Here is a 23,393-nt window from a genome sequence, read left to right on the forward strand (position 1 = left end):
AGAACATGGCGACAGGCGCGCCCTCAACCTCATCCGAACGGCAGACGCCCGATCCGGGCAGGCGACGGCGCAGAGGCGGCTGGACGGTGAGCGGGCTGCTCGCGGTCGGCTACGTCCTCGCGTTCGTCGCCTTCGCGGTCATCGGGATCAGTTCCTACATGCGCATCGGCGCCCAGCTGGAGGATCGGGAGTCGATCGAGCACACCCAGCGGACCATCGAACGGATCGAGGACCTCCGTGACCGGCTCAAGGACGCGGAGCGGGGCCAGCGCGGCTACGTCATCACCGGTCAGGACCGCTACCTGCACCCGTACCGGCAGGCGCTCACCGGGATCGAGGATGACCTCGCGGCCCTGCGCCGGGTGACCGGGGACGACCCCCGCGAGCAGGAGACCCTCACCAGGCTCCAGCAGCCGGTGCGCGAGAAGCTCGGCGAGCTCGACGAGACGATCCGCCTCCGCCGCGAGCAGGGCTTCGCGGCCGCCCGCGACGTCGTGCTGACCGACCGCGGCGTGTGGAGCATGGTCCAGGCCGAGACACTGCTGAACCAGCTGAAGGAGCGGGAGGAGAGCCTGCTGGAGGCGCAGCAGCGCAGCCGGGCCGAGAGCGCGGCCGATACCCGGAACGTCATCCTGTGGGGCTCGCTGCTCGCGGCCCTGCTGGTCGCCGTCGCCGCGCGGTGGGCGACGCGCAAGGTGACCGCCTCCGTCGAGGAGGTGGCGGCCGCGGCCCGGCGGGTCGCGGCCGGTGACGCGACCCGGCCCGCGCAGGTGACCGAGCCGGTGGAGCTGGCGGAGATGGCCGCGGCCGTCAACGGCTCGGTGCAGGTCATCTCCCGGGCGCGGGACGAGGCGCTCGCCGCCGCGGCGGCCAAGGCCTCGTTCCTGGCCACCATGAGTCACGAGATCCGCACCCCCATGAACGCCGTCATCGGGATGACGGACCTGCTGCTGGAGACCGACCTCGACACCGACCAGCGGGAGCTCGCCGACACCGTGCGCAACAGCGGTGAGGCCCTGCTCTCCGTGATCAACGACATCCTGGACTACTCCAAGATCGAGGCCGGGCAGCTCGACCTCGACGACGAGCCGTTCGACGTGCGGGAGTGCGTGGAGGGCACGCTCGCCCTGATGGCCCTCGCCGCCGAGAGCAAGGGCCTCGAACTGGTCGGGGACGTCGCTCCGGACTGCCCGAGGGTGCTGCGCGGCGACGTGACGCGGCTCCGGCAGGTGATCGTCAACCTGCTCAGCAACGCGGTGAAGTTCACCGACCAGGGGGAGATCGTCGTCACCGCGGACGGGCAGCGGCTCTCGGAACGGGACGACGGCCCGATCCGGCTCCGGGTGGCGGTCAGAGATACCGGGATCGGCATCCCGGCCGAGCGCATGGACCGGTTGTTCCGCTCGTTCAGCCAGGTGGACTCCTCGACCACCCGGGTCTACGGGGGCACGGGACTCGGCCTGGCGATCAGCCGGCGGCTCGCCCGGGCCATGGGCGGGGACCTGGGCGTCGAGAGCGAGGTCGGCGTCGGCTCCACCTTCACGCTGACCGCGGTGCTCGCCGGCTGCCCCGAGTGCCCGGCGTCCACGCCCACGCCCGCCGCCGTGGCGCTCACCGGCAAGTCCGCGCTCGTCGTGGACGACAACGCGACGAACCGGCGCGTTCTGCGGCTGCAGCTCGCGGGCTGGGGCATGGAGTGCACCGACGTCGGCACCCCGGGCGAGGCGGTGGACCTGGTGACCGGCGGCCACTCCTACGACGTCGCCGTCCTGGACATGCACATGCCGGAGATGAGCGGGGAGCAGCTGGCCGGTGTCCTGCGCGATCTCCCCGTCGGCCGGGACCTGCCGCTGGTGCTGCTGACGAGCGTGCACTGGCGGGCCAGGCTCGAACAGAAGGAGCTGTTCGACGCGGTGCTCACCAAGCCCGCCCGCAGCGCCGTGCTGCGGGAGAAGATGGCGGGCGCGATAGCCCGCAGGGGGGCCGCGGTCTCCGAGGCGGAGACGGCCGGTGAGCGCACGGAGGGAGCCGAGCCGGGAGGGGCCGCCGGGAAGGGCGTCCTCGACGTGCTCCTCGCCGAGGACAACCCGGTCAACCAGAAGGTCGCCCAGCTCATGCTGGCCAGGCTCGGCCACCGGGTCGACACGGTCGACGACGGCGCGCAGGCGGTGGAGGCGGTACGGCACGCCTCCTACGACGTGATCCTCATGGACATGCACATGCCGAACATGGACGGGCTGGAGGCGACCAGGCGGATCCGCGCGGAGCAGCCGGGGACCCGGCCGTACATCGTGGCGCTGACGGCCAGCGTGCTCGGCGAGGACCAGGAGGCCTGCCGGAACGCGGGCATGGACGACTACCTGGCCAAACCGGTGCGCGCGCACGAACTGGGAGAGCTCCTCGAACCGCTGCGGCCCGCGCGGTCCGACCTCGACGCGGGGCGGCCCGCCCCGGCCGCGCCTGCCGCTGTGGCGGGGCCTGGTACGGCGCCGCCTGCCGATGCGGCGCCCGTCCCGGAGACCGACAAGTCCGGCGTCCCCGAGGCGGGCACGTCCGGCGTCCCGGCCTCCCTGGCGGAGTCCGGCGGACCCGCGCAGGAGTCCGAGCCGTCCTCGGAGGAGGCCGGTGGACCCGTGCAGGAGCCCGGGCCGCCTTCGGAGGAGGCCGGTGGACCCGCGCAGGAGCCCGGGCCGTCCTCGGAGGAGTCCGGACTGCCGTCGCGCGAGGCCTCCATCAGGGAGCGCCTCGACGAGCTGGCCGGGCCGGACGCGGGGGAGGACGACTGGGAGATGGTCGACTACCTGGCGACCTCCTTCGTGGCCAAGGCCCCGGGCGCCCTGGAGGAGCTGGAGGAGGCCGTCGCCCGGGGCCACGCCGGGGACGTGGAGAAGCGGGCGCACAGCCTGAAGGGCTCCGCCGTCAACATGGGCGCGACCGCCCTGGCGGAGCTGTGCGCCCGGCTGGAGGCGCAGGGCAGATCGGGAGAACTCTCGGCCACCGTGGAGACGCTGCGGCCGCTGCGGGAGGAGCTCGACCTCGCCTGTCGCACACTCAGGACCCTGCGCCCCGCCGTCGGCGAGGAGCAGGAGCCCGCGGCGCACGGCGAGGGACCGCGCCACGCGGGGTGACGGGACCGGCCGCGCCACGCGAGGTGACGGAGCCGACCGCGACCGTCGGGACGGCGGCGGCCCATCACGCCGCGTCGGGCGACGGGACCGGCCGCGTCCTACGGGGTGACGATGGTCGGGACGGCGAAGAAGACGAGCATCGCGATCGCGACGCAGATGATGAAGCCAACCACTTCCCAGACCCAGTCGTGGTGGCGCTCGCCGTGCCCGGTCTGCCTGCGCCTGCGGCGGCTCCCGGTCGGCGCGGGCGCGGACCGGGCCCGCCGGCCGGGCTCGCGGACCTCCGGGGCGTCGAGGGGCCCGGTCCGGTCGTCCGGCCGAGCGGGACGGTCCGGCTCAGCGGGAGCGGTGCGGGCAGGGGCGGCGAACACGGGGCCGGCGGGACCGCCGTCCGCGCCGTGACCGGTGCGGGGCGTCCCCAGAGGAGGCGCGAGGCCGCCCAGCTGGTCCGCGGGCAGAGGCCAGCCGGGCAGGGGACGGGCCGCCTCCTCCCGACCGGCGCGGTCCGGGGACCCGGCCGGAGTCCCGGTGGAAGCCGGGGCGGGGGTCCCGGGGGAGGCCGCCGCCGGGATCTCCGGCCGGGTCCTGAGCGGGGCCGAGGCGACCAGCTTGTCGGTGTAGGCCAGGGCCGCCCGGGCCTCCGGGCTGAGGGGGCGGAACAGGTCCTGCCCCGGGGCGGGGCCGTCCGCCGCCGGAGGAGGGTCGAGCACGTCGCCGGGGACCGGGGCGGACAGCGGCGGCGTGGCCTGCCGCGGCCTCGGACGTCGCGGCCGGGGACGGGGCGTCCGGAGGGGCGGATCGGAGGCGAGATGCGGGTCGGAGGCTGGGGACGTGCCGGGGGCGAAGGCCGTATCGGAGGCGGGGGCCGTGCCGGGGCCGCCGTCGCGGGCCGTCTCGTGGACCGTGTCGAGGGCCGTCAGGACCGAGCCGCGCAGCCTGGGCATCGGCTCGGTGGTCGCCTCGTGCGCGGAGACGGCCTCCGGGTCCGGCGGGAGGAACAGGCGGGTGCTGGTCAGCGCGTGCGGCTCGGTGAGCGGCAGCGGCCAGGCGGGGGTGGTCGGCCAGAGCCTCCTGACCGGAAGGGAGGAGGCCCGGGCGGCGGGAGCCGTACCCGGTGCGGCGCCGGGGGCCGTGCCGGGCGCGGCGGCCAGCACGGCGGCGCGCAGCCCCCGGGGAGGGGAGGCCCACGGGGCGCGGGCGAGCACGTCGCGGATCTGGGCGGTCCCGAGGAGGGCGAAGACGCCGGCCAGGTGGGCCGGCGGCCGTGCCGAGGGCAGGGCCAGGGCCAGGGACTGGGCGAAGCGGCGGCAGGCGCTCACGGTCAGCTCGTCGGCGGTGTCCGCCGCCACGTCGAGCACCCAGGAGAGCTCCGCGGTGTCCATCCCGCACACGCCGGACAGGTACAGCACCTCGCGCTGGTGCGGCCGGAGGTCCAGCAGGACCCGCCGGACGAAGACGGCCACCGGATCGGCGCCGGCGGAGGGCGGCGCGTGCACGACGTCGCGCCGCTGGATCTCGCCGCGGGCCATGGCGTACAGCCCGGCGCGCGGGGGCCGCCGCTCGGCGGGCACGCCGGACAGGACGGACAGGACGGCGGCGGAGGCGGCGTCGGGATCGCCGAGCTGGTCGTGGCAGTAGGCGAACAGACCGGAGGCGTGGAGATCGTAGAGCTCGCCGATCGAGTCGCTGAGCGATCGCCGGCCGAGGAGCGGTTGGGTCACGGCGGGACCGGTTCCTGAAGGGTGCGGGCGGGGGTGTGGTGGGGGCGGGGCCTGTGGCATGTGTGACGTGGGTGGTCTGAGTGCCCACGATATGGGCAATGATGCCAAGTCATCGAGGTTCTTCGCACTATTGGATACCTATTTGATGTCGAAGACCTGCGGGTCCGCTGAAAGAGCGGGAGGTAGCGGGACAGACCGGAAGGAGGCACCATAGGCTGTTCCGCGAGGGATCATGGGGGCGGTTGCGGCAGGGGGGCCGTGCCCCTGCCGGAGACCAGGGGTTGGACATGATCACATTTGACGGTGTCACCAAGCGGTACGCCGGAGGGACCGTCGCGGTGGACGACCTCGGGCTGGAGGTCCCCACGGGGGAGATCACCGTGTTCGTGGGTCCGTCCGGGTGCGGGAAGACCACGTCACTCCGCATGATCAACAGGATGGTCGACCCGACCGGCGGGCGGGTCCTGCTCGACGGCGTGGACGTGACGACCATCGACCCGCCGACCCTGCGGCGCGGCATCGGCTACGTCATCCAGCAGGCCGGGCTCTTCCCGCACCGGAAGGTGGTCGACAACGTGGCCACGGTGCCCCGCCTGCTCGGCTGGGAGCGGCGCCGGGCCCGGGCGCGGGCCATGGAGCTGCTGGAGCGGGTCGGGCTCGACGCCGCGCTGGCCGACCGCTACCCGTTCCAGCTGTCGGGCGGCCAGCAGCAGCGCGTCGGGGTGGCCAGGGCGCTGGCGGCGGACCCGCCGGTGCTGCTGATGGACGAGCCGTTCAGCGCCGTGGACCCGGTCGTGCGCGCGAGCCTGCAGGACGAGCTGCTGCGCCTGCAGGCCGAGCTGCGCAAGACGATCGTGTTCGTGACCCACGACATCGACGAGGCGATCAAGCTCGGCGACCGGGTGGCCGTGCTCCGCGTCGGCGGGCGGCTGGCCCAGCTCGACGCCCCGGCGCGGCTGCTGGCCGAGCCCGCCGACGACTTCGTCCGCGAGTTCCTCGGCCGGGACAGGGGCATCCGCCTGCTCTCGTTCGTCCCGAGCGGGGACCTGCCGCTCCGCACCGATCTGACCGTCCCGGTCTCGACGACCGCCTCGGCGCGCGGTACGGCCGAGCCCTGGCTGGCCCTGGTGGACGACGGCGGCAGGCCGCTGGGCTGGATCGCCCCGCGGAGCCTGCCGGACTCCGGCACCCCGGCCGACGTGCGGCCGGAGCCGTACGGGACGTTCGTCAGGGGGCGCGACCCGCTGCGCTCCGTGCTGGACGCGGCGCTGCTGTCCCCCTCGGGCCACGCGATCGCGGTGGACGAGTCCGGCCGGGTCGAAGGGGTGGTGACCCGCGAGGCGCTGGACGCCGCGCTGGCGCGGGCGACGGGGGACGCCCGTGGGTGAGGAGCCGCTGGTCCGCTGGGACTGGATCGGGCGCAACCTGCCCGTGCTCCGGGAACTGCTGGTGGACAACGCCGTCATGGCGCTGGTCCCGGTGCTCGCCGGGCTGCTCCTGGCGCTCCCGCTCGGGCTGGCGGGAGTGCGCTGGCGCCGGCTCTACCAGCCCACCGTCGGCGTGATGAACGTGGTCTACTCGCTGCCCTCGCTCGCGGTCTTCATCGTGCTGATCCCGATCACGGGCCTGGCCACCCGGCTGACCGTCATGGTCCCGCTCACCTTCTACGCGATGGCGGTGCTGGTCCCGGCCGTGGTGGACGGGCTGGCCGCGGTCCCCGACCACGTCCGCCAGTCCGCGGTGGCCATGGGCTTCACCCCGCTGCGGCGGCTGCTGCAGGTCGAGCTGCCGATCGCGGTGCCGGTCGTGCTCGCCGGGCTGCGGGTGGCGACGGTCTCCAGCGTCAGCCTGGTGAGCGTGGGCGCGCTGGTCGGCAGGGGCGGGCTCGGCTACCTGTTCATCGACGGCTGGCAGCGGCAGTTCCCCACCCCGATCATCGTGGGCATCGTGCTGATCGTGCTCCTGGCCGGCATCGCCGACCTGCTGCTGGTCGGCGCGCAGCGCCTGCTGACGCCGTGGGCCGGGTCCCGGACGAGGAGGCGGGCGTGAACTGGCTGATCGAGTTCCTCGGGGACCCCGCCAACTGGACCGGCGCGGACGGCGTCCCGGCCCGGTTGCTGGAGCACCTGGAGTTCGCCGGGCTCTCGCTGCTGCTGGCCATGGCCGTCGCGGTGCCGCTGGGGCTGTGGATCGGGCACACCGGCCGGGGCGCGCTGCTGGTGGTGCTGAGCGCCAACGCGGCCCGGGCCCTGCCGACGCTGGGCCTGCTCGTGCTGATCGTGCTCCTGATGGGGGTCGGCACGATCGTCCCGGTGCTGATCCCGCTGGTGGCGCTGGCCGTACCGCCCATCCTGGTCAACGCCTACGAGGGCGTGCGGGGGGTGGACCCCGAGCTGCGCGACGCCGCCTACGGCATGGGCCTGCGCGGCCGCCAGGTGCTGTTCGGGGTGCTGGTCCCGGTGGCGCTCCCGCTGATCCTGCTCGGCCTGCGCACGGCCGCCATCCAGGTGGTGGCGACCGCGACGGTCGCCGCCTACGTGGGTCTGGGCGGTCTCGGCCGCTACGTCATCGACGGCCTGGCGACCCAGGACTACCCGCGCGCCGTCGGCGGGGCCGTCCTCGTGGCGGGGCTCGCGCTGGCGGTCCAGGGGCTGTTCGCGATCCTGTCACGGATCTCGGTGTCACCGGGGGTGAGCCGCCGGCCGGGCATCCGATAGCCTCCTTTTTCCTACCGCTTCAGAAGGGAATTTCGATGAAGCGCCTGATCCGTACCGCGGTCGTCGTCCTGTCCGCGGCGTTCACGCTCAGCGCGTGCGGGGGCGGCGATCCGCTCACCAGCGCGTCGCCCGCTCCGGCGGACTCCGGGTCCGCATCCGCCCCGGGAGGGAAGGTCGTCGTCGGTTCGGCCAACTTCCCGGAGAACGTCCTGCTGGCCGAGATCTACGCCCAGGCCCTGGAGGCCAAGGGCGTGCAGGTCGAGAAGAAGCTCAACATCGGCAGCCGCGAGGTCCTCTACGACCAGGTCAAGGGCGGCGGCCTGACCGTCCTGCCGGAGTACGTCGGTTCACTCCTGGCCTACGTCGACAAGACCAGCACCGCCAGGACCAAGGACGACGTCGTCGCCGCGCTCAAGGAGAAGCTCCCCGCCGAGCTGGAGATCCTCCAGCCCGCCGCGGCCGAGGACAACAACTCGCTGACCGTCACCAAGGCCACCGCGGAGAAGGAGGGCCTGGCCACGATCGAGGACCTGGCCAAGGTCGCCAAGGGCTACGCGGTGGGCGGCCCGCCGGAGTTCCAGTCGCGCCAGGAGCAGAACTTCAAGGACGTCTACGGCCTGGAGTTCAAGGAGTGGAAGAAGACCGGCGCCGCCACCGCCGACGCGATCAAGGACGGCACCGTCCAGGTCGGCAACGTCTTCACCACCGACCCCAAGATCGTTCTCAACGACCTGGTCTCGCTCAAGGACACCAAGAGCGCCTTCGCCGCCGAGAACATCGCGCCGCTGGTCAACAAGGCGGGCGTGGACGACACGGTGCGCACGACCCTGGACGCGGTCTCCGCCAAGCTGGACACCGCCGGCCTGGTCGCGCTGATGAAGCGCGTCGCGGTCGACAAGGACGACGCCGCCGTCGTGGCCAAGGACTGGCTGACGCAGAACGGCCTGGTCTGACCCTTAGGGTGGTCGGCGTGAGGGGGTGGTGATGGGCGAGTTCACCGAGGCCATGGCGCAGGTCGCCGGGGCGGTGTCCGTGGTGACCGTCCGGGACGGGCGCGACGACGTGGGCACGACCGTGACCACCCTCACCTCGATCTCGCTCGACCCGCCGCTGGTCATGGTCAGCCTGGCGAGCGGCGGCTACCTCAACGAGCTGCTGCTCCGCCGCGACCGCTGGGCCGCCAGCGTGCTCTCGGCGGAGCAGAAGGCCGTCGCCAGCAGGTTCGCCGCCGCCGGCCGCCCCGGAGCCCGGCTCCTGCTCGCGGGCACCCCGCACCACCGGGGCCCGCTGAGCGAGGCGCTCGTCGTGGAGAAGGGCGTGACCGCCCTGGAGGCCGAGACGACCCAGGTCGTCCCCGCCGGGGACCACACCCTCTACGTCGCCCGGGTCCTGGGCGTCGCCTACGTCGACGCGGCGGCCGCCCCGCTCGTACGGCTCCGCGGCCGCTACCGGTCCGTCGGCTGAATCCGCTCCGCGCGGACGCCGTCGGCGGGGCGCCGCGGGGCAGGCCTCAGACCCGGTCCTGCACGGCGTAGGTGGTCTGGACGAAACCGGCGCCGGGGACCGTGGTCGACCGGTGGACGAGCGCGATGTCCCCGTCGAGGGCGCCGAAGAGGCGCAGGCCGCCGCCGAGCAGCACGGGGGCCGTGGTGATGGTCAGCTCGTGCACCAGTCCGGCGCGCAGGAACGACTGCACGACCTGGCCCCCGTCGGCGTAGACGCTCTTGGCGCCGCGCTCGGCGAGGTCCCGCGTCAACCCGTCGAGGTCGCGGTGGACGGTGATCCGGGGATCGGCGCCGTCGTCCAGGCGGGTGCTCAGGACCGCCACGTGCCTGCCGTCGTACGGCCACTGCCCGGCGCCGAAGGTGAGGGCCTTCTCGTAGGTGGCGCGGCCCATCACGACGGTGTCGATCCCGGCGATGAACTCCTGGTAGCCCATGTCGCCGGCCTGCTCCCCCCGGCTGGTGAGCCAGTCGATGTCGCCGTCGGGGCGGGCGATGAACCCGTCCAGGCTGGTGGCGATGAACACCGACACGGTGAACGGATGCTGGGACGTCATGTCGTGGGTCTCCTCGGGGTCGTCAGGATCGGTGGGGCTGGAGCAACTGGTCGATGTCGGAACGCAGGGCGTCGGCGAGGTCCTCCCCGCCGGTCACGGCCCACAGGATGAGTGCGCCGTTGTAGGCGACCTGGACCGCGCGGGCCAGCCGTACGGGATCGGTGTCCCCGGCCAGCAGGCGGGCGGCCACGGCGTCGGCGAGCAGCCCGGTGATCTCTTCCCGTACCCGGCGGGCCTGGTCGGCGGCGTGCTCGCGGAACTCCGGATCGGTCAGGTCGAGCTGCAGGAAGGCCAGGCCGTTGGCCACCTCCTCGGGGGTGCGCAGACCCGAGGCCAGCTCGGCCAGGGCGCCGTGCAGGGCCGCCAGGGGGGAGTCGTGCCGCCGTCGTGCCTGCAGGAAGACCTCCCCGGCGCCGGCGGCGGCCCATGCCGCGAAGGCCAGCAGCAGGCCGCGCTTGGACCCGAACCGCTGCACGAGCGCGGCGGGGGACAGCCCCGCCTCGGCCGCGACGGCGGCCAGCGTCAGGCCCGCCGGCCCGCGGGCGGTGACCGCCCGTCCGGTGGCTCGCATGATCGCCTCGTCACTGGTCGTACGGGGTCGCGCCATGGCCGCCTCCCTTCTCCCGTGCCCGTCCGCCGGCGGACGGGCGTCCGCCGATCTCCGCTCGGGAAGGCTACCGCTGCACGCCCCATTTGTAAATGAACGTTCATTTATAAATTTGGGCATCGCACCGCGTCGAGGGTCGTGCGGCTCCGGCGCCATGAGGGAGGGCGGTGGCGCCCTCCGCGCATGCTGCGGACGCCGTGGGATCCGTACGGCGGACACGGCGACGCCCCGCCGTACGGCTCTCGCCGGGACGGGGCGTCGACGGAGAGGATCCGGGCCCGGGACGGGCTCCTAGCGGATCGTCCAGGAGCCGGGGAGCGTGAGCGGACCGTACGACGGCAGGCCGAGCTCGGCGGCGAGGGCGGCCAGCGGGCCCCAGGCCTCCAGCCGGACCCGGGCGAGCGCGGCGGCCCTGTCCTCGCTGGACTCCGGCGGGCGCAGGCGCTCCAGCGGGTTCAGCCGGGGGTAGGGCCGCACCGGGGCGTCGGCCGCGAGCCCGGCCTTCTTCCGGGCCAGGGCCAGGGCGTCCTCCAGCCCGCCGAGCTCGTCCACCAGCCCGCTCGCGTGGGCGTCGGCGCCGGTCCAGACGCGCCCCCTGGCCAGCTCGTGGGCGCGCTCGCGGGTCAGGCCGCGGCCCTCGGCCACCTTGCCCACGAAGTCGTCGTAGATCCGGTCCAGCCAGGCGTTGACCCGGTCCCACTGGGCGTCGGAGAAGCCGTGCGAGGGCGAGAACATCGCCGCGTTGGCGCCCTCGCGCACGGTCTCGGAGGTCACGCCGAGCTTCCCCAGCAGCTCGCCGATGACAGGCTTGCCGCCGAACACGCCGATGGAGCCGGTGAGCGTGCCGGGCTGGGCCATGATCACGTCGGCGGCCATGGCGACGAAGTAACCGCCGGAGGCGGCCACGTCCCCCATCGAGACGATGACGGGCTTGCCCGCCTGGCGGGTGAGCACGACCTCGCGCCAGACGGCGTCGGAGGCGACGTAGGAGCCGCCGGGGCTGTCCACCCGGAACACGACCGCCCGCACGTGGTCGTCGCGGCGGGCCGCGCGCAGGGCGGCGCAGACCGTGTCGGAGCCCATCGCGCCGCCGCCCATGGGGCCGCGCCCGCTCCGGCCGAGCTTGATCGGCCCGCTGCCCTGCACCAGCGCCACGGTCTGCTCACCGGGGTGCGGCAGCTTTCTGGCGAGCGCGCCCTTGTGGTAGCGGGAGACGTACAGGAGCAGGGCGTCCGCGCCCGCCTCCCGCCTGATCTCGTCGTAGACCTCGTCGCGGTAGGCGAGCCCGTCCACCAGGCCGGCCTCGACCGCCTCGGCGCCGATGAACGGCCCGGCGTCGACGAGCTCGCGGACCTTGGCCGGGTCGAGCCGGCGGCCCTCGGCGATGCCCGCGACGACCTGCTCGGTGACCGACTCGGCGATCCGGGCCACCGACTCGCGGTGCGGCTCGGTCATGCCCTCCCGGGTGAACATGTTGGCCGCGGTCTTGTACTCGTGGCGCTGGCCGAGTTGGTACTCGACGCCGAGCTTCTCCAGCGCGCCGCGCACGAAGCGCTGCTCCAGCGCGATGCCGGTCAGCCCGACGTCGCCCGAGGGCTGCAGGTAGACCCGGTCGAAGGCGCTGGCCAGGTAGTAGGGGACGGTGCCCGCGCCGAACTCGCCGAACGACTCGGCGAACACCACCGCCCGCTTGCCCGCCGCCCGGAACCGGAGCACCGCCTGGCGCAGCTCCTGCACCATGGCCAGGCCCAGGTGGTGGGTGCCGATCTTGACGACCAGCCCCTTGACCCGGTCGTCCGTCCTGGCCCGTTTCAGTCCGGACAGCACGTCGGACAGGCGCGCCCTGCGCATGGACAGGACCGCGCTCAGCGGGTCGGCCGGAGGCCGGTCGATGAGGCCCTCGCTGAGGTCGAGCTCGAGGATCAGCGGAGCGGTCCGCCGCTGCCGGATCTTGTCGACGGTGTCGATGATCGCCTTCGTCGCGTCCATGGACTCACCCTAAGCGACGCTTTCGCGGCTCATGCGGTACGGCGTGCGTTCGCATACTTTCGTAGGGCGGAGACGGATCCGCCCGGAGACGCCCCCGCCAGGCGGCGCTTCTCGGCCGTCGCGAGCACGCCCCTCACCGTTCCCGTCCCGCCCGCCCCGGCGCCGAGGTCGACCGCGCCGTGCGCCCAGTTCAGCCAGGCGGCCAGCAGCTCGCTGTCCAGCACGGCCCGCTTCGTCCGCTTGGCGGGCTTGAGCACCCGGTAGGCGGTGCCCAGCGTGGAGGCGCGGACCGTCTCGGAGAAGACCGCGCTGGCCTTGCCCACCAGGCGCAGGTAGCAGCCGAGCGTCCCGTCCGGCAGGTCCCCCCTGCCCCGGGTCAGCTCGGCGGCCCACTGCGCCGCCGTCAGGGTCCGCTTCGCCGTACCCCGGGTGCACACCGCCCGTGCGGCGGCCGCGGCGGTCGGGGTGGCGGTCACGGTCACCGTGACGGTCACCGTGGGCAGCGGGACCGGCGCCGGATCGGCGGGGGAGGGGTTCTCCGGGCCGGGGGAGGGCTGCGGGCCCGCACTCGGGTCGGGGACCGGCTCGTCGGCGGGATCGTCCGGGACGGCGCCCTGCTCCGGGCCCGGAGGAGTGATCCCGGGTGCGGGGGTCCCGCCCTCGACCGCGACGGCCAGGTCGATTCGGGGCGTGCTCACCCCGTCGTAGGAGACCGGGCGGCCCGAGGCCCTGAGCCTGCCCAGGAGCGCGTCGGGGGCGTCGTCGGCGTCCTTCTGGGCCAGCAGCGCGAACGCGCCGGCAACGTGCGGGGTCGCCATGGAGGTCCCGCTGTAGACCTGGGTGCCGCCGCCCGGGACCGCGGAGTCGATCTCGACACCGGGGGCGAACAGGTCGAGCACCGGACCGTGGTTGGACCAGTAGGGGACGTGGTCGTCGTCGGCGGTCGCGCCCACGGTCACCGAGCCGGAGAAGCACCCGGGCGCCCCGGCTCCGGCGAAGCCCTCGTTCCCGGCCGCCGCGACGACCGCCACGCCCTTGGCCCGCAGGGTCTCCACCCGCTCCCGCATGGCCTGCAGCTCCGGTACGGCGTCGCACGCCCCGTCGAACACCCCGCCGCCCAGGCTGAGGTTGACCGCGACGAGGCCGGGGACGGTGTCCTTCAGCGCGGCGACGTGGTCGAGGGCGAGCAGGATCGAGGACTCGTAGGCGGTCAGGCAGGCGGTCTCGCCCTCCCAGCAGTCGGTGGTCCGGCTGAAGACCTGGAGGGCGACGAGGTCGGCGGCGGGGGCGACCGCGTGGGCGATGCCCGCGACGTGGGTGCCGTGGTCGCACAGGTTGACGCCCTCGTGCACGCACGCGGCCGTCTCGGCGTCGGCGGAGGCGTCCTCGGCCTGCCCGTTGGGGCACAGGGACTGCGCGCCGCCGTCCGTGGCGGAGAAGCACGCCTGCCGTACGACCCTGCCGCCCAGGGCGGGGTGGTCGGCGTCGACGCCGGTGTCGACGATCGCGATGGTCTGGCCCTGGCCGGTCACCCCGGCGGCGTGCGCCCTGTCGGCCCCGATCACCGCCAGGCCCGAGGCCAGGGAGACGGGGGAGTAGGTGCGGTCCCGCCGCACCGAGACCACCCGGGGGTCGGCGGCCAGCGCGGCCAGGGAGTCGCCGGTGGCCTCGACCACGATGAACGAGCTGTCCGGCGGCCGGAGCAGGACCTCCGACTCCGGCAGGGCCTCGGCCGCGCCCGCCACCGGGGCGGCCTCGGCGGGGGCGGTCACCTCGACGATGACGCGGGTCCCGTCCTCGTCGGCGGCGAGGCCGTCCTCCAGCTTCGGCGCCTCCGGCACCGGGGTCCCGTCCGGGGTGGGGGGAGCGTCGGCGGAGGCGTCCGAAGGCGGGGTCGGCGTCTCACCCGTCGCCGGGGGCGGTACGGCGGGACTCCCGGTGGCCGCCGGGGCCGGTGCGGCGGGGTCCTCGGCGACCGCGGGCACGGCAGGGGTGATGGTGAGCACGATCGCCAGGGCCACGGCAGCTCGAAGTCGCACACGTCCTCCGGGGGATGAAGCGGGCGATTCGGAGTCTAGGCAGCGGTTCGCGCCCGGAGAATACCCTTGTCCCGGATTCGTGGATCTTCACAGCGGTTCTTCAGGGTCCCTGGTCGCGGATCCCGGACGGGATCTCCGGGGCCGGACGCGGCTCGACCCCCCGCGGCGTTGCGCACGCGGAGGGTCGAGTGCCCGAAATATTACTTCAGTCCGTTGGCGATCGCGGTGATCAGCTCACCGTTGGCCGTGTCGCCGCTGGTCTCCCAGAAGAAGGCGCCGCCCAGGCCCTGGTTCTTGGCGTAGGTCATCTTGCCCGCGATGGTGCTCGGGGTGTCGTAGCTCCACCACTCGCCGTTGCAGAAGCCGTAGGCGGTGCCGCCCACGGTGCCGGTGGCCGGGCACTTGGTCTTGAGGACCTTGTAGTCCTCGATGCCCGCCTCGTAGGTGCCCGGCGCCGCACCGGTGGCGGTGCCGCCCGGAGCCGCCTGGGTCACGCCGTTCCAGCCGCGGCCGTAGAAGCCGATGCCCAGCAGGAGCTTGCTCGCCGGGACGCCCTTGGCCTTGAACTTCTTGATCGCGGAGTCGGAGTCGAACCCGGCCTGCGGGATGCCCGCGTACGAGGTCAGCGGCGAGTGCGGGGCCGTCGGGCCCTTGGGCGAGAACGCGCCGAAGTAGTCGTAGGTCATCGGCATGAGCCAGTTGAGGTCGCCGATGGCGCCGGCGTAGTCGGCGGCGTCGATCTTGCCGCCGTTGGAGCCGTCGGCGGTGGTGGCCGCGGTGATCAGGGCGCTGGAACCGAACTCGGCGCGCAGGGCCCGGATCACCTTCTTGAAGGCGTCCGGCCCGCTGGTGTCACAGGACAGGCCGCAGGCGTTGGGGTACTCCCAGTCGACGTCGATGCCGTCGAACACGTCGGCCCAGCGCGGGTCCTCGACCAGATCGTGGCAGGACTTGGCGAACGCGGCAGGGTTGGCCGCGGCCTGGGTGAAGCCGCCGGACCAGGTCCAGCCGCCGAAGGACCAGATCACCTTGATGTGCGGGTAGGCCTTCTTGAGCTTGCGGAGCTGGTTGAAGTTGCCGCGCAGCGGCTGGTCCCAGGTGTCGGCGACGCCGTCGACGCTCTGGTCGGCGGTGTAGGCCCTGTCGTAGTCGGCGTAGGAGTCGCCGATCGTGCACTTGCCGCCGGTGGTGTTGCCGAAGGCGTACAGGATGTGGGTCAGCTTCGCCGCCGAGCCGCTGGTGACCAGGTTCTTCACGTGGTAGTTGCGCCCGTAGACGCCCCAGTTGGTGAAGTAGCCGACGATCTTCTTGCCCGACGGGTCGGGGTCGACGGTCGGGGTGACCGTGGGCTTGACCGTCGGGGTCACCGTCGGCGTCGCGGTGGGCGTGGCCGTGGGGGTGACGGTCGGCGTGACCGTCGGGGTGGCGGTCGGGGTGGGCTCGGTGGTGCCGCCGCCGCAGGAGGCGCCGTTGAGCTTGCAGTTCAGCAGGGTCTTCACCCCGCCGGGCGCGCCGACGAAGCCGAAGCTCAGCGAGGCCCCCGCCGCCAGGGACCTGTTCCACGACTTGCCGGTGAAGGCGTAGTGGCTGCCGCTCTTGCTCATCTCCGCGTCCCACGCGGAGGAGATCGAGGTGCCGGAGGGGAGGTCGAACTCGACCTTCCAGTCGTTGAGGGCGGTGCTGCCCGCCTTGACGGTGACCTTGCCCTCGAAACCGGTGCCCCAGTCGGAGGTGGTCACGTAGGTGGCGGTGGCCGAGGCGGCGGCGCTCGCCGTGCTCATGGTTCCGATTCCCATGGGGACCAGCAGCGCTGCTGCCGTAACCAGAGAGCCGATGGTGATTCTTCGCAAGGATCGCTCCAGGTCAGAGAGTGCTTAGCCCCCGTACTCATAGGAAAGTTTCCTATTGATTCTGGAGCGTAAGTCCATGCTCCCGCAGCGGTCAACGATCCGGCGGTCCCATAAGTCGGACATAAGCCAGATTTAAGGTATGACGGGTGATTCGGTCGCCGGGCCGCGCATCCCGGCGTCCGGCGCGGGCGTTCGGTTCCCACCGGTGCGTCATCGGTCGATCCCGTAGAGATCACCCGTGTACAGTGCCGTCGGCTTTGTTCGGTGATCGCCTCGGCCATCCGATCCCGCCTGAATTGAGGCATGATGACAAGTCGTAAGAAATTTGATCAATGGTCATATTTTGAGGGGCGGGGTCTGGAGGACGGGTTCGAGTGCTCATGGGTCGAGGCGCCCGACTACCGCGCGCTGGTCACCGCGCTGCGAGTGGAGGAGACACTCGCCTGTGACCTGAACCAGGCGTGGCGATGGTATCTCCCCTATTCGGATGAGCACGTCGTGTGGGTGGCCGAGCAGAGCCCCGGCTGGGTCAAGCTGTTCACTGTGTCCGGGTTGTTCCCGTGGCGGGCCCTCGAATCGCTCCCGCAGCCGGGCGGCCGGGCCTACCATCTGCTCTGCTTTGCGGGTGAGGTCAGCGAACCGGTCTATGTCAACGGGGGCGAGTGGGAGGATATCCCCGAGGATCATTGGGACCGCCCCAGACAGGAGGGCGCGGGTCTCGTCGGATCCTCCGACCTCGCCCAGGAGATGAACTTCTACCTCGCCGCGCTGGCCTACACCACCGGCAGGTTCGTCGACGACACCTGGTTCACCACGCCAGGGCTGCTCTGCCGCATCCCGGAGGGGGCGTGGCCCCGTGGCTGACCAGTGGGAGCTCCTGCGCGGCGCAGGGCTGAGCCGCGGATTCACCGGCACCTGGGTCGAGTCGGGCGACGCCGAGGCCGTGGCCGCCCTGCTCGGCGCGGACCTCGCCTCCCGCCAGGACTGCGACCTGGCCACCGCCATGGCCCATTACCGGCCGATGGCCTTCACCGAACGCATCTGGACCGGCCCGCACGCCGACGGCTGGACCCACGCCCTCACCATCAGCGGCCCGCCCCCGGTGACCACCGGCCTGACGGAAGCGGGACTGCGCTTCCTCCAGATCCGCACCATGGACTCCTACGTCTACGATCTCCTCTACGGCGACGGCGTCACGACCGCCTGGTTGACCCAGCGGTGGTACGGCGAGGTCGTCGTCGAACCCGGTTCCATGGTCGAGCCCTACCTCCGGGAGATCGACCCGCCCGTGATGCCGGAGGCCGTGCACTCCGGATCCGGAACCACCGAACCCGAGTACCACAACCGGGTCTGCCTGGAGATCTATCTCCTCCTCACCGCACGCATGAGCGGCCGGTTTATCGACCGCGCATGGCTGGGGGAGAAGAGAGCCCTCTACACTGTCCCGGTGCCACCGCCGACGTGACGGAACACGTCGCTCTCGGCGACATCGGCGAGAGTCGGCGCCTCCGCCGGTTCCGGCGGAGGCGGACGGAGTCTCCGCGCGGATCAGGTCAGGCGATCTCCCCGCTGGGAGCGACCTCGACGTCCTCCCCGGCCGTCTCCGGGGCCTCCTCGGAGGCGGTGCGCCGGAGCCAGAGGGCGCCGAGCGGCGGGACGCGCAGGCGTGCGGAGTACGGCAGGCCGTGCCGGGGCTCCTCGATGGCCTCCACCGCGCCGAGGTTGCCGATGCCGCCGCCCGCGTAGGCGTAGGCGTCGGTGTTGACGACCTCCGTCCAGGTGCCGGCGGCCGGCAGGCCGAGGTGGTAGTCCTCGTGCGGCGCGCCGGAGAAGTTGGCCACGCAGGCCACGGCCGAGCCGTCGGGGGCCTGCCGGAGGAAGGAGAACACGTTGCCCGGCGCGTCGTCGGCGTCGATCCAGCGGAACCCCTCGGGCGAGGTGTCCAGCCGCCACATGGCCGGGGTCTCCCGGTAGACCCGGTTGAGGTCGCGCACCAGCTGCTGGACGCCCTTGTGCCCGTCGAACTGCAGCATCCACCAGTCGAGCCCGCGCTCCTCGGACCACTCGGCCCCCTGGCCGAACTCGCCGCCCATGAACAGCAGCTGCTTGCCGGGGTGGGCCCACATGAACGCCAGCAGGGCACGCAGGTTGGCGAAGCGCTGCCACTCGTCACCGGGCATCTTGCCCAGCAGTGAGCCCTTGCCGTGCACCACCTCGTCGTGCGAGAGCGGCAGCACGAAGTTCTCCGAGTAGGCGTACATCAGGGAGAACGTCATCTGGTGGTGGTGGTACTGCCGGAAGACCGGCTCGTGCGCCAGGTAGGCCAGCGTGTCGTGCATCCAGCCCATGTTCCACTTGAACCCGAAGCCCAGGCCGCCGAGGTAGGCGGGGCGGGAGACGCCCGGCCAGGCGGTCGACTCCTCGGCGATCGTGACGATCCCCGGGGCCTCGCGGTAGCAGACCGCGTTCATCTCCTTGAGGAACTCCACCGCGTCCAGGTTCTCGCGCCCGCCGTACTGGTTGGGGGTCCACTCGCCCTCGCGCCGCGAGTAGTCGAGGTAGAGCATCGAGGCGACCGCGTCCACCCGCAGGCCGTCGATGTGGAACTCCTTCAGCCAGTACAGCGCGTTGGCGACCAGGAAGTTGCGCACCTCCTTGCGCCCGAAGTCGAAGATGTAGGTCCCCCACTCGGGGTGCTCGCCGCGCGCCGGATCGGAGTGCTCGTACAGGGGCGTGCCGTCGAAGCGGGCCAGCGCCCAGGCGTCCTTGGGGAAGTGCGCCGGCACCCAGTCGAGGATCACGCCGATCCCGGCCCGGTGCAGCCGGTCGACCAGGTGCCGGAACTCGTCGGGCGAGCCGAACCGGGAGGTCGGCGCGTAGTACGAGGTCACCTGGTAGCCCCAGGAGCCGCCGAACGGGTGCTCGGCCACCGGCAGGAGCTCCACGTGCGTGAACCCCATGTCCCGGACGTAGTCGACCAGCTCGTCGGCGAGCTGCAGGTAGGACAGGCCGGGCCGCCACGAGGCCAGGTGCACCTCGTAGACGCTCATCGGCTCCTCCAGCGCCCGGCGGTCCGGGCGCGCCCGCATCCACTCGTCGTCCTGCCAGCCGTACTCCGACCGGTCGACCACCGACGCGGTCGCGGGCGGCACCTCGGTACGGCGGGCCATCGGGTCGGCCTTCTCCCGCCAGACGCTGTCGGCGCCCAGGACCGCGAACTTGTAGCGGGCGCCCTCGCCGACCCCGGGGACGAACAGCTCCCACACCCCGGAGCCGCCCAGGGAGCGCATGGGGTGGCCGGAGCCGTTCCAGTGGTTGAAGTCGCCGATCACCCGGACCCCGCGCGCGTTCGGCGCCCAGACGGCGAAAGCCGTGCCGTCCACGTCCTGGTGCCGCATGAGCCGCGCGCCGAGCACCTCCCAGAGCCGCTCGTGCCGCCCCTCGCCGATCAGGTGCAGGTCCACCTCGCCCAGCGTGGGCCAGAACCGGTAGGGGTCGGCCGCCTCGTACGGCTCCGCCCCCGCGTAGGACACCCGGAGCCGGTAGTCGGGAACCTTGTCCAGCCCCGGGACCGTCACCTCGAACACGCCGGAGTCGAGGTGCTCCATGTCGTGGACGTCGCCGTCGACGAGCACCTGGACCTTCTCCGCCAACGGCCGCAGCGTCCTGATCGTGACGCCGCCCGGCCCCGGATGCGCGCCGAGGATCGAGTGCGGGTCGTGGTGCGCTCCGCCTGCCAGCCGGTTCAGGTCCAGGTCCGCGTTCATGGATCAACTCCCGTTGGTCGATATTCCCTAACCCTGCCCGCCTGTCGGCGTTCAACCCACTCCGTGGGCGGCATACCAGGAAAGATCTTCTCGTGCCCGCCGCCTCCCCGGGAGCGGGGGAGGCGGCGCCGGCCGGACCGGGCCGGTCCCGGGTCCGTACGGGCCCGGGACGGCTCGTTCCGGACCCGTACCGGGCTCAGTGCGGCTCAGCGCGGCTCAGTACGGGTTCTTCGCGGTCACGTCGCGCGGGGTGATCCGGAAGCCCTGCCAGTGGGTGGGCATGGGGTCGGCGTCCTCGTCCCGGGCGACGTGGTGGAAGCCCACGTTGACCCAGACCACGGGGTCGGTGAGCTCATCCTCGTCGGCGACGTAGCGGTCGACGCTCTTGCCGCAGCCGGGCGTGGGGTTGGTGCTCGCCAGGCGCTCGCACGCCCGGTAGTCGGTCACGTAGAGGTCGGCGCGGGTGAAGGCCTCGTCGGCGGGTCCCCGGTACTCCGCGCTGGCGAGGTTGTTGATCTCCCAGGAGACCGGGTGCCGGTCGGCGTTGCGCACGCCGGAGTCGACCACCCGCCACCACCGCATCCGGCTGTTGACGGCCTTGGTCTCCTCGTCGAAGACGGTCCTGGAGAGCTTCCGCTTCGACGTGCCGGACCCGGTGAAGTCGTACTGCTCGACGACGTCGCCGCGCGAGCCGTCGATGTCGAAGTCGAGCCGCCAGAAGACGTTGTGGTTGTGGCTCTCCTCGAACTTCGTCGAGCCCACCCCGACCGGCCAGCCGTGCGCGGGCGTGGTGGTGAAGCCGGAGAGCGAGCCGGTCGCCCCGATGCGCGGGGTGATCGCCCCGTCGTCGCCGAAGGCCCACTCGACCAGGTAGGTGTACCAGCCCAACTGGAAGGCGGCGAACACCACCAGGTCGGTCCCCTGCACGGACTTGCTCACCCCCTCGCCGTCCGACTTCAGGTAGCCGTGGCCGCGTGCCCGGGTGGTGACGCAGACGAACTGGTTGCGGCGCTCGCCGCCGGGGCAGTCGGCGGCCTTCAGCGCGATGGCGTCGTCGCCGATGGTCCCGATGTCGTGGAAGCGCGGCTCGCCGCTGTCGTAGGGGACGTGGATCTGCGCCAGCGCGGTGCTGCGCAGCACGCCGATCGTCTCGCCGCCCTTGGGGGTGTAGGTGACGTCGGTGAGGGTCAGGCCCTCGATGGTGCGCATCTCCCAGCAGAGCCGCCAGCGCGCACCGTTCGGCAGCGTCTTGTCGATCCGGTACGGCGAGCTGCACGACGGCTGGGAGCCCGGCGCGGCCTGCGCGTTCCGGGCGGGGTCTGTGGCCCCGGCGGCCCCGGCGGCCCCGGCGGCGCCCGCGTTCGCGGTGGCCCCGGCGGCGCCGGTGAGCCCGGTGACGAGCAGGGCGCAGGAGAGGGTCAGGCGGAGGAACACGGTCACCACTCCAGGGTGAGGATCTTCTTGGCGGACAGGTCGACGACGATCCGGCTGGTGTCCAGCCAGCTGCCGTCGGGCAGCCGGACGAACAGCCGGACGCACCGGTGGGTCTCGCAGGCCCCGGCGACCTTGTCCCCGGGGCGCGGGGTGAAGGTCAGCGCCCGCAGTCCCAGGTCGGCGGCGGAGACCAGCGGCCTGCCGCCCGCCTTGAGGTGCGCCGCGCGCACCCGCTCGCCGTACTCCGGGTCGGCCAGCAGCAGCTCGGCCGCCGCGGTCTCCTCGCCGCGGGACGGCGGCGGGTGCACGCCGCGGCCGGTCCGCTCCTCCACGACCTCGCCCTTGGCCAGGTCCACGGTCCGCACGACGAGCCGGTCGGTGCGGTAGTCGTAGATGTAGGCGTCGGCCCGGCGCCGGTCCCCGGCCTCCTTGTCGTCGTCGCGCTCGACGTAGAGCAGCTCGGCCCGCCCGGTCGTCATGTGGCTGCGCCAGGTAGCCGAGGCGATCTGGCCCGCCCGGGTGATCTCGTCACCGGTCAGCGGGTCTCCGGGCGAGGGCGGGCGGGCGACGGACTGGGCCGCCTGCGATCCCTGCTCCCCCGGCACCAGGGACAGCACCCCCACGACGGCCGTCGCCCCGGCGACGGCGAATGCCATCATGATCCGTGCCCGTCTCATCTAATACCTACTCTCCGCGTGTTTTCGTATGCGAAGAGTAGTGAATCCGCGGCGGCCGGTCAGGGCGAATGGGGAACCGTTGGCTCAGGAGCCGAACGCGGCCAGGGGCACCGGCAGCCAGGAGGGGCGGTTGCGCGCCTCGTAGACGACCTCGTAGACCGCCTTGGACAGCTCCAACGCGCGCAGCAGCACGGCGTCCTCCCCCAGCAGGCGCCCGCCGCCCGCCGAGTAGCCGGCCAGGAACGACGAGCGGTTGAGCTCGGCCCACTCGGCGGCCTGCGGGAGCAGGTCGGCGGCCTCCGGGTGGTCGGCCAGCAGGTGCCGCGCGGCGTAGTCGAAGGAGCGGAGCATCCCGGCCACGTCGCGCAGCGGGGAGGACAGCGCCCGGCGCTCGGCCAGCGGCTGGCCGGGCTCGCCCTCGAAGTCGAGGACGATCCAGTCCGTCGGGGTGCGCATCACCTGGCCCAGGTGGTAGTCGCCGTGCACCCGCTGGACGGGGACGGCGTGCGCCACGTCCATGACCCGCTGGTAGGCCTCCTCGGCGACCGGGGCGTACTCGGCCAGTCGAGGCACCTCCTCGACGGCGCGGAGCAGGCGGCGGTGCTGGTCCTCCATCAGGTGCTTGACCTCGGCCGCCTCCATCACACCGGTCGGGAAGGCGGTGGCCAGCTCCTGGTGGACCTCGGCGGTGGCGGTGCCGAGCCGGAAGGACTCGGCGCTGAAGTCGCCGCCCGCGTCCGAGGCCGACTGCTCCGGGGAGCCGTACAGGTCGCGGACGCTCGCCAGCGCCAGCGCCCAGCCGTCGTTGGCGTTGGGCAGGAACTCCTGGGTCATCGCGAGCGTGGTCGGCTCGCCGTCGAGGTCGGTCTCGATCCAGCCGTACGGCTGCGCGATGTGGGCCGCCTTGCGCAGGGCGAGCGCGTTGACGATCTCCAGCTCCGGGTTGACGCCCGGGATCAGCCGGCGGAACAGCTTGCAGATGTAGGCGTCGCCGTACACCAGGGAGGTGTTGGACTGCTCGGCGCCGAGCACCAGGCTGCGCTGCGAGGTGTCGAGCTCGGTGCCCTCCAGGTGGCGGAAGCGCAGCGGGCCGAGGTCGCGCCCGGCGGCCATGGCCTCCAGCAGGGTGCCGGTGAGGTCGGCGTCGTGGGCCGCGTCGTAGAGGCCCCGGCCGTCGTCGTGGCCGATCAGCACGTGGGCGAGCCGGTCGGGGACGTCGTGGCGGGCGCCCAGCAGGAGCTGGTAGCGGTCGCGCCCGTTCCCCTGGCGCACGGAGACGATCAGGTGACGGAGTCCCGGGACGAGTTCGAGGTCGGAGTCGACCGCCAGCTCGTCGATGGGGCGCCCCTTACCGGCGAACCATCGCTGATGCGCTATCCAACCGGCAAGGAGCTCCGTCAACACG

General features: G+C 72.9%; 18 protein-coding genes. 8 read left to right on the plus strand and 10 right to left on the minus strand.

Translation table 11 applies throughout. The features are described from left to right. Window positions 1-86 precede the first annotated feature (86 nt). Window positions 87-3,128, plus strand: coding sequence for a hybrid sensor histidine kinase/response regulator (locus tag IEZ07_RS03395; protein WP_191893455.1), 3,042 nt, complete (start codon window positions 87-89; stop codon window positions 3,126-3,128). A gap of 98 nt (window positions 3,129-3,226) precedes the next feature. Here IEZ07_RS03395 and IEZ07_RS03400 read toward each other — a convergent pair whose 3' ends face one another. Beyond that, complete coding sequence (locus IEZ07_RS03400; protein ID WP_191893456.1) at window positions 3,227-4,849, minus strand: hypothetical protein; 1,623 nt, start codon at window positions 4,847-4,849, stop codon at window positions 3,227-3,229. A gap of 287 nt (window positions 4,850-5,136) precedes the next feature. On the opposite strand from IEZ07_RS03400, the gene IEZ07_RS03405 reads away from it, so the two are divergent. Genes IEZ07_RS03405 through IEZ07_RS03425 form a run of 5 tightly spaced genes read left to right on the plus strand, consistent with a single transcriptional unit; the run spans window position 5,137 to window position 9,030 of the window. Then, entirely contained in the window at window positions 5,137-6,237 is a 1,101-nt protein-coding gene (locus IEZ07_RS03405; RefSeq protein WP_191893457.1) for an ABC transporter ATP-binding protein, read from the plus strand. Then, window positions 6,230-6,898 carry an ABC transporter permease gene (locus IEZ07_RS03410; protein WP_191893458.1) on the plus strand — a complete coding sequence of 223 codons (669 nt, stop codon included), beginning with the start codon at window positions 6,230-6,232 and terminating at the stop codon, window positions 6,896-6,898. The genes IEZ07_RS03405 and IEZ07_RS03410 overlap by 8 nt, the downstream gene beginning before the upstream one ends. Continuing rightward, entirely contained in the window at window positions 6,895-7,566 is a 672-nt protein-coding gene (locus tag IEZ07_RS03415; RefSeq protein WP_191893459.1) for an ABC transporter permease, read from the plus strand. Before IEZ07_RS03410 ends, IEZ07_RS03415 begins: the two co-directional genes overlap by 4 nt. A gap of 35 nt (window positions 7,567-7,601) precedes the next feature. Then, window positions 7,602-8,519 carry an ABC transporter substrate-binding protein gene (locus IEZ07_RS03420; protein WP_191893460.1) on the plus strand — a complete coding sequence of 306 codons (918 nt, stop codon included), beginning with the start codon at window positions 7,602-7,604 and terminating at the stop codon, window positions 8,517-8,519. 31 nt (window positions 8,520-8,550) lie between these two features. Then, window positions 8,551-9,030 (plus strand): flavin reductase family protein, encoded by a 480-nt coding sequence (locus IEZ07_RS03425; RefSeq protein ID WP_068897689.1) that lies wholly within the window; start codon window positions 8,551-8,553, stop codon window positions 9,028-9,030. Window positions 9,031-9,076: 46 nt separating this feature from the next. On the opposite strand, the gene IEZ07_RS03430 is transcribed toward IEZ07_RS03425, so the two are convergent. The 5 genes from IEZ07_RS03430 to IEZ07_RS03450 all read right to left on the minus strand — a co-directional run bounded on the left by IEZ07_RS03430 (window position 9,077) and on the right by IEZ07_RS03450 (window position 16,041). Further along, on the minus strand, window positions 9,077-9,625 hold the full coding sequence (locus IEZ07_RS03430; protein ID WP_191893461.1) for a dihydrofolate reductase family protein: 549 nt from the start codon (window positions 9,623-9,625) through the stop codon (window positions 9,077-9,079). 22 nt (window positions 9,626-9,647) lie between these two features. After that, window positions 9,648-10,232, minus strand: coding sequence for a TetR family transcriptional regulator (locus IEZ07_RS03435; protein WP_191893462.1), 585 nt, complete (start codon window positions 10,230-10,232; stop codon window positions 9,648-9,650). 291 nt (window positions 10,233-10,523) lie between these two features. Further along, a complete protein-coding gene (gene sppA / locus IEZ07_RS03440) occupies window positions 10,524-12,221 on the minus strand; it encodes a signal peptide peptidase SppA (protein ID WP_191893464.1) in 1,698 nt (565 codons plus the stop codon). Between the two features lie 29 nt (window positions 12,222-12,250). Continuing rightward, window positions 12,251-14,260, minus strand: coding sequence for a S8 family peptidase (locus tag IEZ07_RS03445; RefSeq protein ID WP_191893465.1), 2,010 nt, complete (start codon window positions 14,258-14,260; stop codon window positions 12,251-12,253). 200 nt (window positions 14,261-14,460) lie between these two features. Further along, entirely contained in the window at window positions 14,461-16,041 is a 1,581-nt protein-coding gene (locus IEZ07_RS03450) for a glycosyl hydrolase family 18 protein (RefSeq protein ID WP_239319477.1), read from the minus strand. A gap of 372 nt (window positions 16,042-16,413) precedes the next feature. On the opposite strand from IEZ07_RS03450, the gene IEZ07_RS03455 reads away from it, so the two are divergent. Together IEZ07_RS03455 and IEZ07_RS03460 are read left to right on the plus strand one after the other, a co-directional pair. Beyond that, window positions 16,414-16,974: a hypothetical protein gene (locus tag IEZ07_RS03455; protein WP_191893466.1), complete on the plus strand. Its 561-nt coding sequence runs from the start codon at window positions 16,414-16,416 to the stop codon at window positions 16,972-16,974. Next, the gene (locus tag IEZ07_RS03460) at window positions 16,967-17,575 is read left to right on the plus strand and encodes a hypothetical protein (RefSeq protein ID WP_191893467.1); all 609 of its coding nucleotides are present in this window, start codon (window positions 16,967-16,969) and stop codon (window positions 17,573-17,575) included. Before IEZ07_RS03455 ends, IEZ07_RS03460 begins: the two co-directional genes overlap by 8 nt. An 88-nt stretch (window positions 17,576-17,663) precedes the next feature. Here IEZ07_RS03460 and glgB read toward each other — a convergent pair whose 3' ends face one another. The 4 genes from glgB to IEZ07_RS03480 all read right to left on the minus strand — a co-directional run bounded on the left by glgB (window position 17,664) and on the right by IEZ07_RS03480 (window position 23,392). Further along, window positions 17,664-19,877 carry a 1,4-alpha-glucan branching protein GlgB gene (gene glgB, locus IEZ07_RS03465; RefSeq protein ID WP_191893468.1) on the minus strand — a complete coding sequence of 738 codons (2,214 nt, stop codon included), beginning with the start codon at window positions 19,875-19,877 and terminating at the stop codon, window positions 17,664-17,666. A 216-nt stretch (window positions 19,878-20,093) separates the two neighbouring features. Then, window positions 20,094-21,317: a copper amine oxidase gene (locus tag IEZ07_RS03470; protein WP_239319471.1), complete on the minus strand. Its 1,224-nt coding sequence runs from the start codon at window positions 21,315-21,317 to the stop codon at window positions 20,094-20,096. Next, on the minus strand, window positions 21,314-21,970 hold the full coding sequence (locus IEZ07_RS03475; protein ID WP_068897682.1) for a hypothetical protein: 657 nt from the start codon (window positions 21,968-21,970) through the stop codon (window positions 21,314-21,316). The genes IEZ07_RS03470 and IEZ07_RS03475 overlap by 4 nt, the downstream gene beginning before the upstream one ends. A 102-nt stretch (window positions 21,971-22,072) precedes the next feature. Beyond that, window positions 22,073-23,392 carry a maltokinase N-terminal cap-like domain-containing protein gene (locus tag IEZ07_RS03480; RefSeq protein ID WP_191893469.1) on the minus strand — a complete coding sequence of 440 codons (1,320 nt, stop codon included), beginning with the start codon at window positions 23,390-23,392 and terminating at the stop codon, window positions 22,073-22,075. Window position 23,393 lies beyond the last annotated feature (1 nt).

Origin of the sequence: Planomonospora parontospora (assembly GCA_014647935.1) — a bacterium.
Lineage (GTDB): Bacteria > Actinomycetota > Actinomycetes > Streptosporangiales > Streptosporangiaceae > Planomonospora > Planomonospora parontospora.

Excerpts from the sequence above, each read along its gene's own strand:
- IEZ07_RS03450 (WP_239319477.1), bottom strand. The coding sequence starts at position 16,041 with ATGAGCACGGCGAGCGCCGCCGCCTCGGCCACCGCCACCTACGTGACC.
- IEZ07_RS03455 (WP_191893466.1), top strand. The coding sequence starts at position 16,414 with ATGATGACAAGTCGTAAGAAATTTGATCAATGGTCATATTTTGAGGGG.
- IEZ07_RS03435 (WP_191893462.1), bottom strand. The coding sequence starts at position 10,232 with ATGGCGCGACCCCGTACGACCAGTGACGAGGCGATCATGCGAGCCACC.
- sppA (WP_191893464.1), bottom strand. The coding sequence starts at position 12,221 with ATGGACGCGACGAAGGCGATCATCGACACCGTCGACAAGATCCGGCAG.
- IEZ07_RS03420 (WP_191893460.1), top strand. The coding sequence starts at position 7,602 with ATGAAGCGCCTGATCCGTACCGCGGTCGTCGTCCTGTCCGCGGCGTTC.
- IEZ07_RS03425 (WP_068897689.1), top strand. The coding sequence starts at position 8,551 with ATGGGCGAGTTCACCGAGGCCATGGCGCAGGTCGCCGGGGCGGTGTCC.
- glgB (WP_191893468.1), bottom strand. The coding sequence starts at position 19,877 with ATGAACGCGGACCTGGACCTGAACCGGCTGGCAGGCGGAGCGCACCAC.
- IEZ07_RS03430 (WP_191893461.1), bottom strand. The coding sequence starts at position 9,625 with ATGACGTCCCAGCATCCGTTCACCGTGTCGGTGTTCATCGCCACCAGC.
- IEZ07_RS03475 (WP_068897682.1), bottom strand. The coding sequence starts at position 21,970 with ATGATGGCATTCGCCGTCGCCGGGGCGACGGCCGTCGTGGGGGTGCTG.
- IEZ07_RS03405 (WP_191893457.1), top strand. The coding sequence starts at position 5,137 with ATGATCACATTTGACGGTGTCACCAAGCGGTACGCCGGAGGGACCGTC.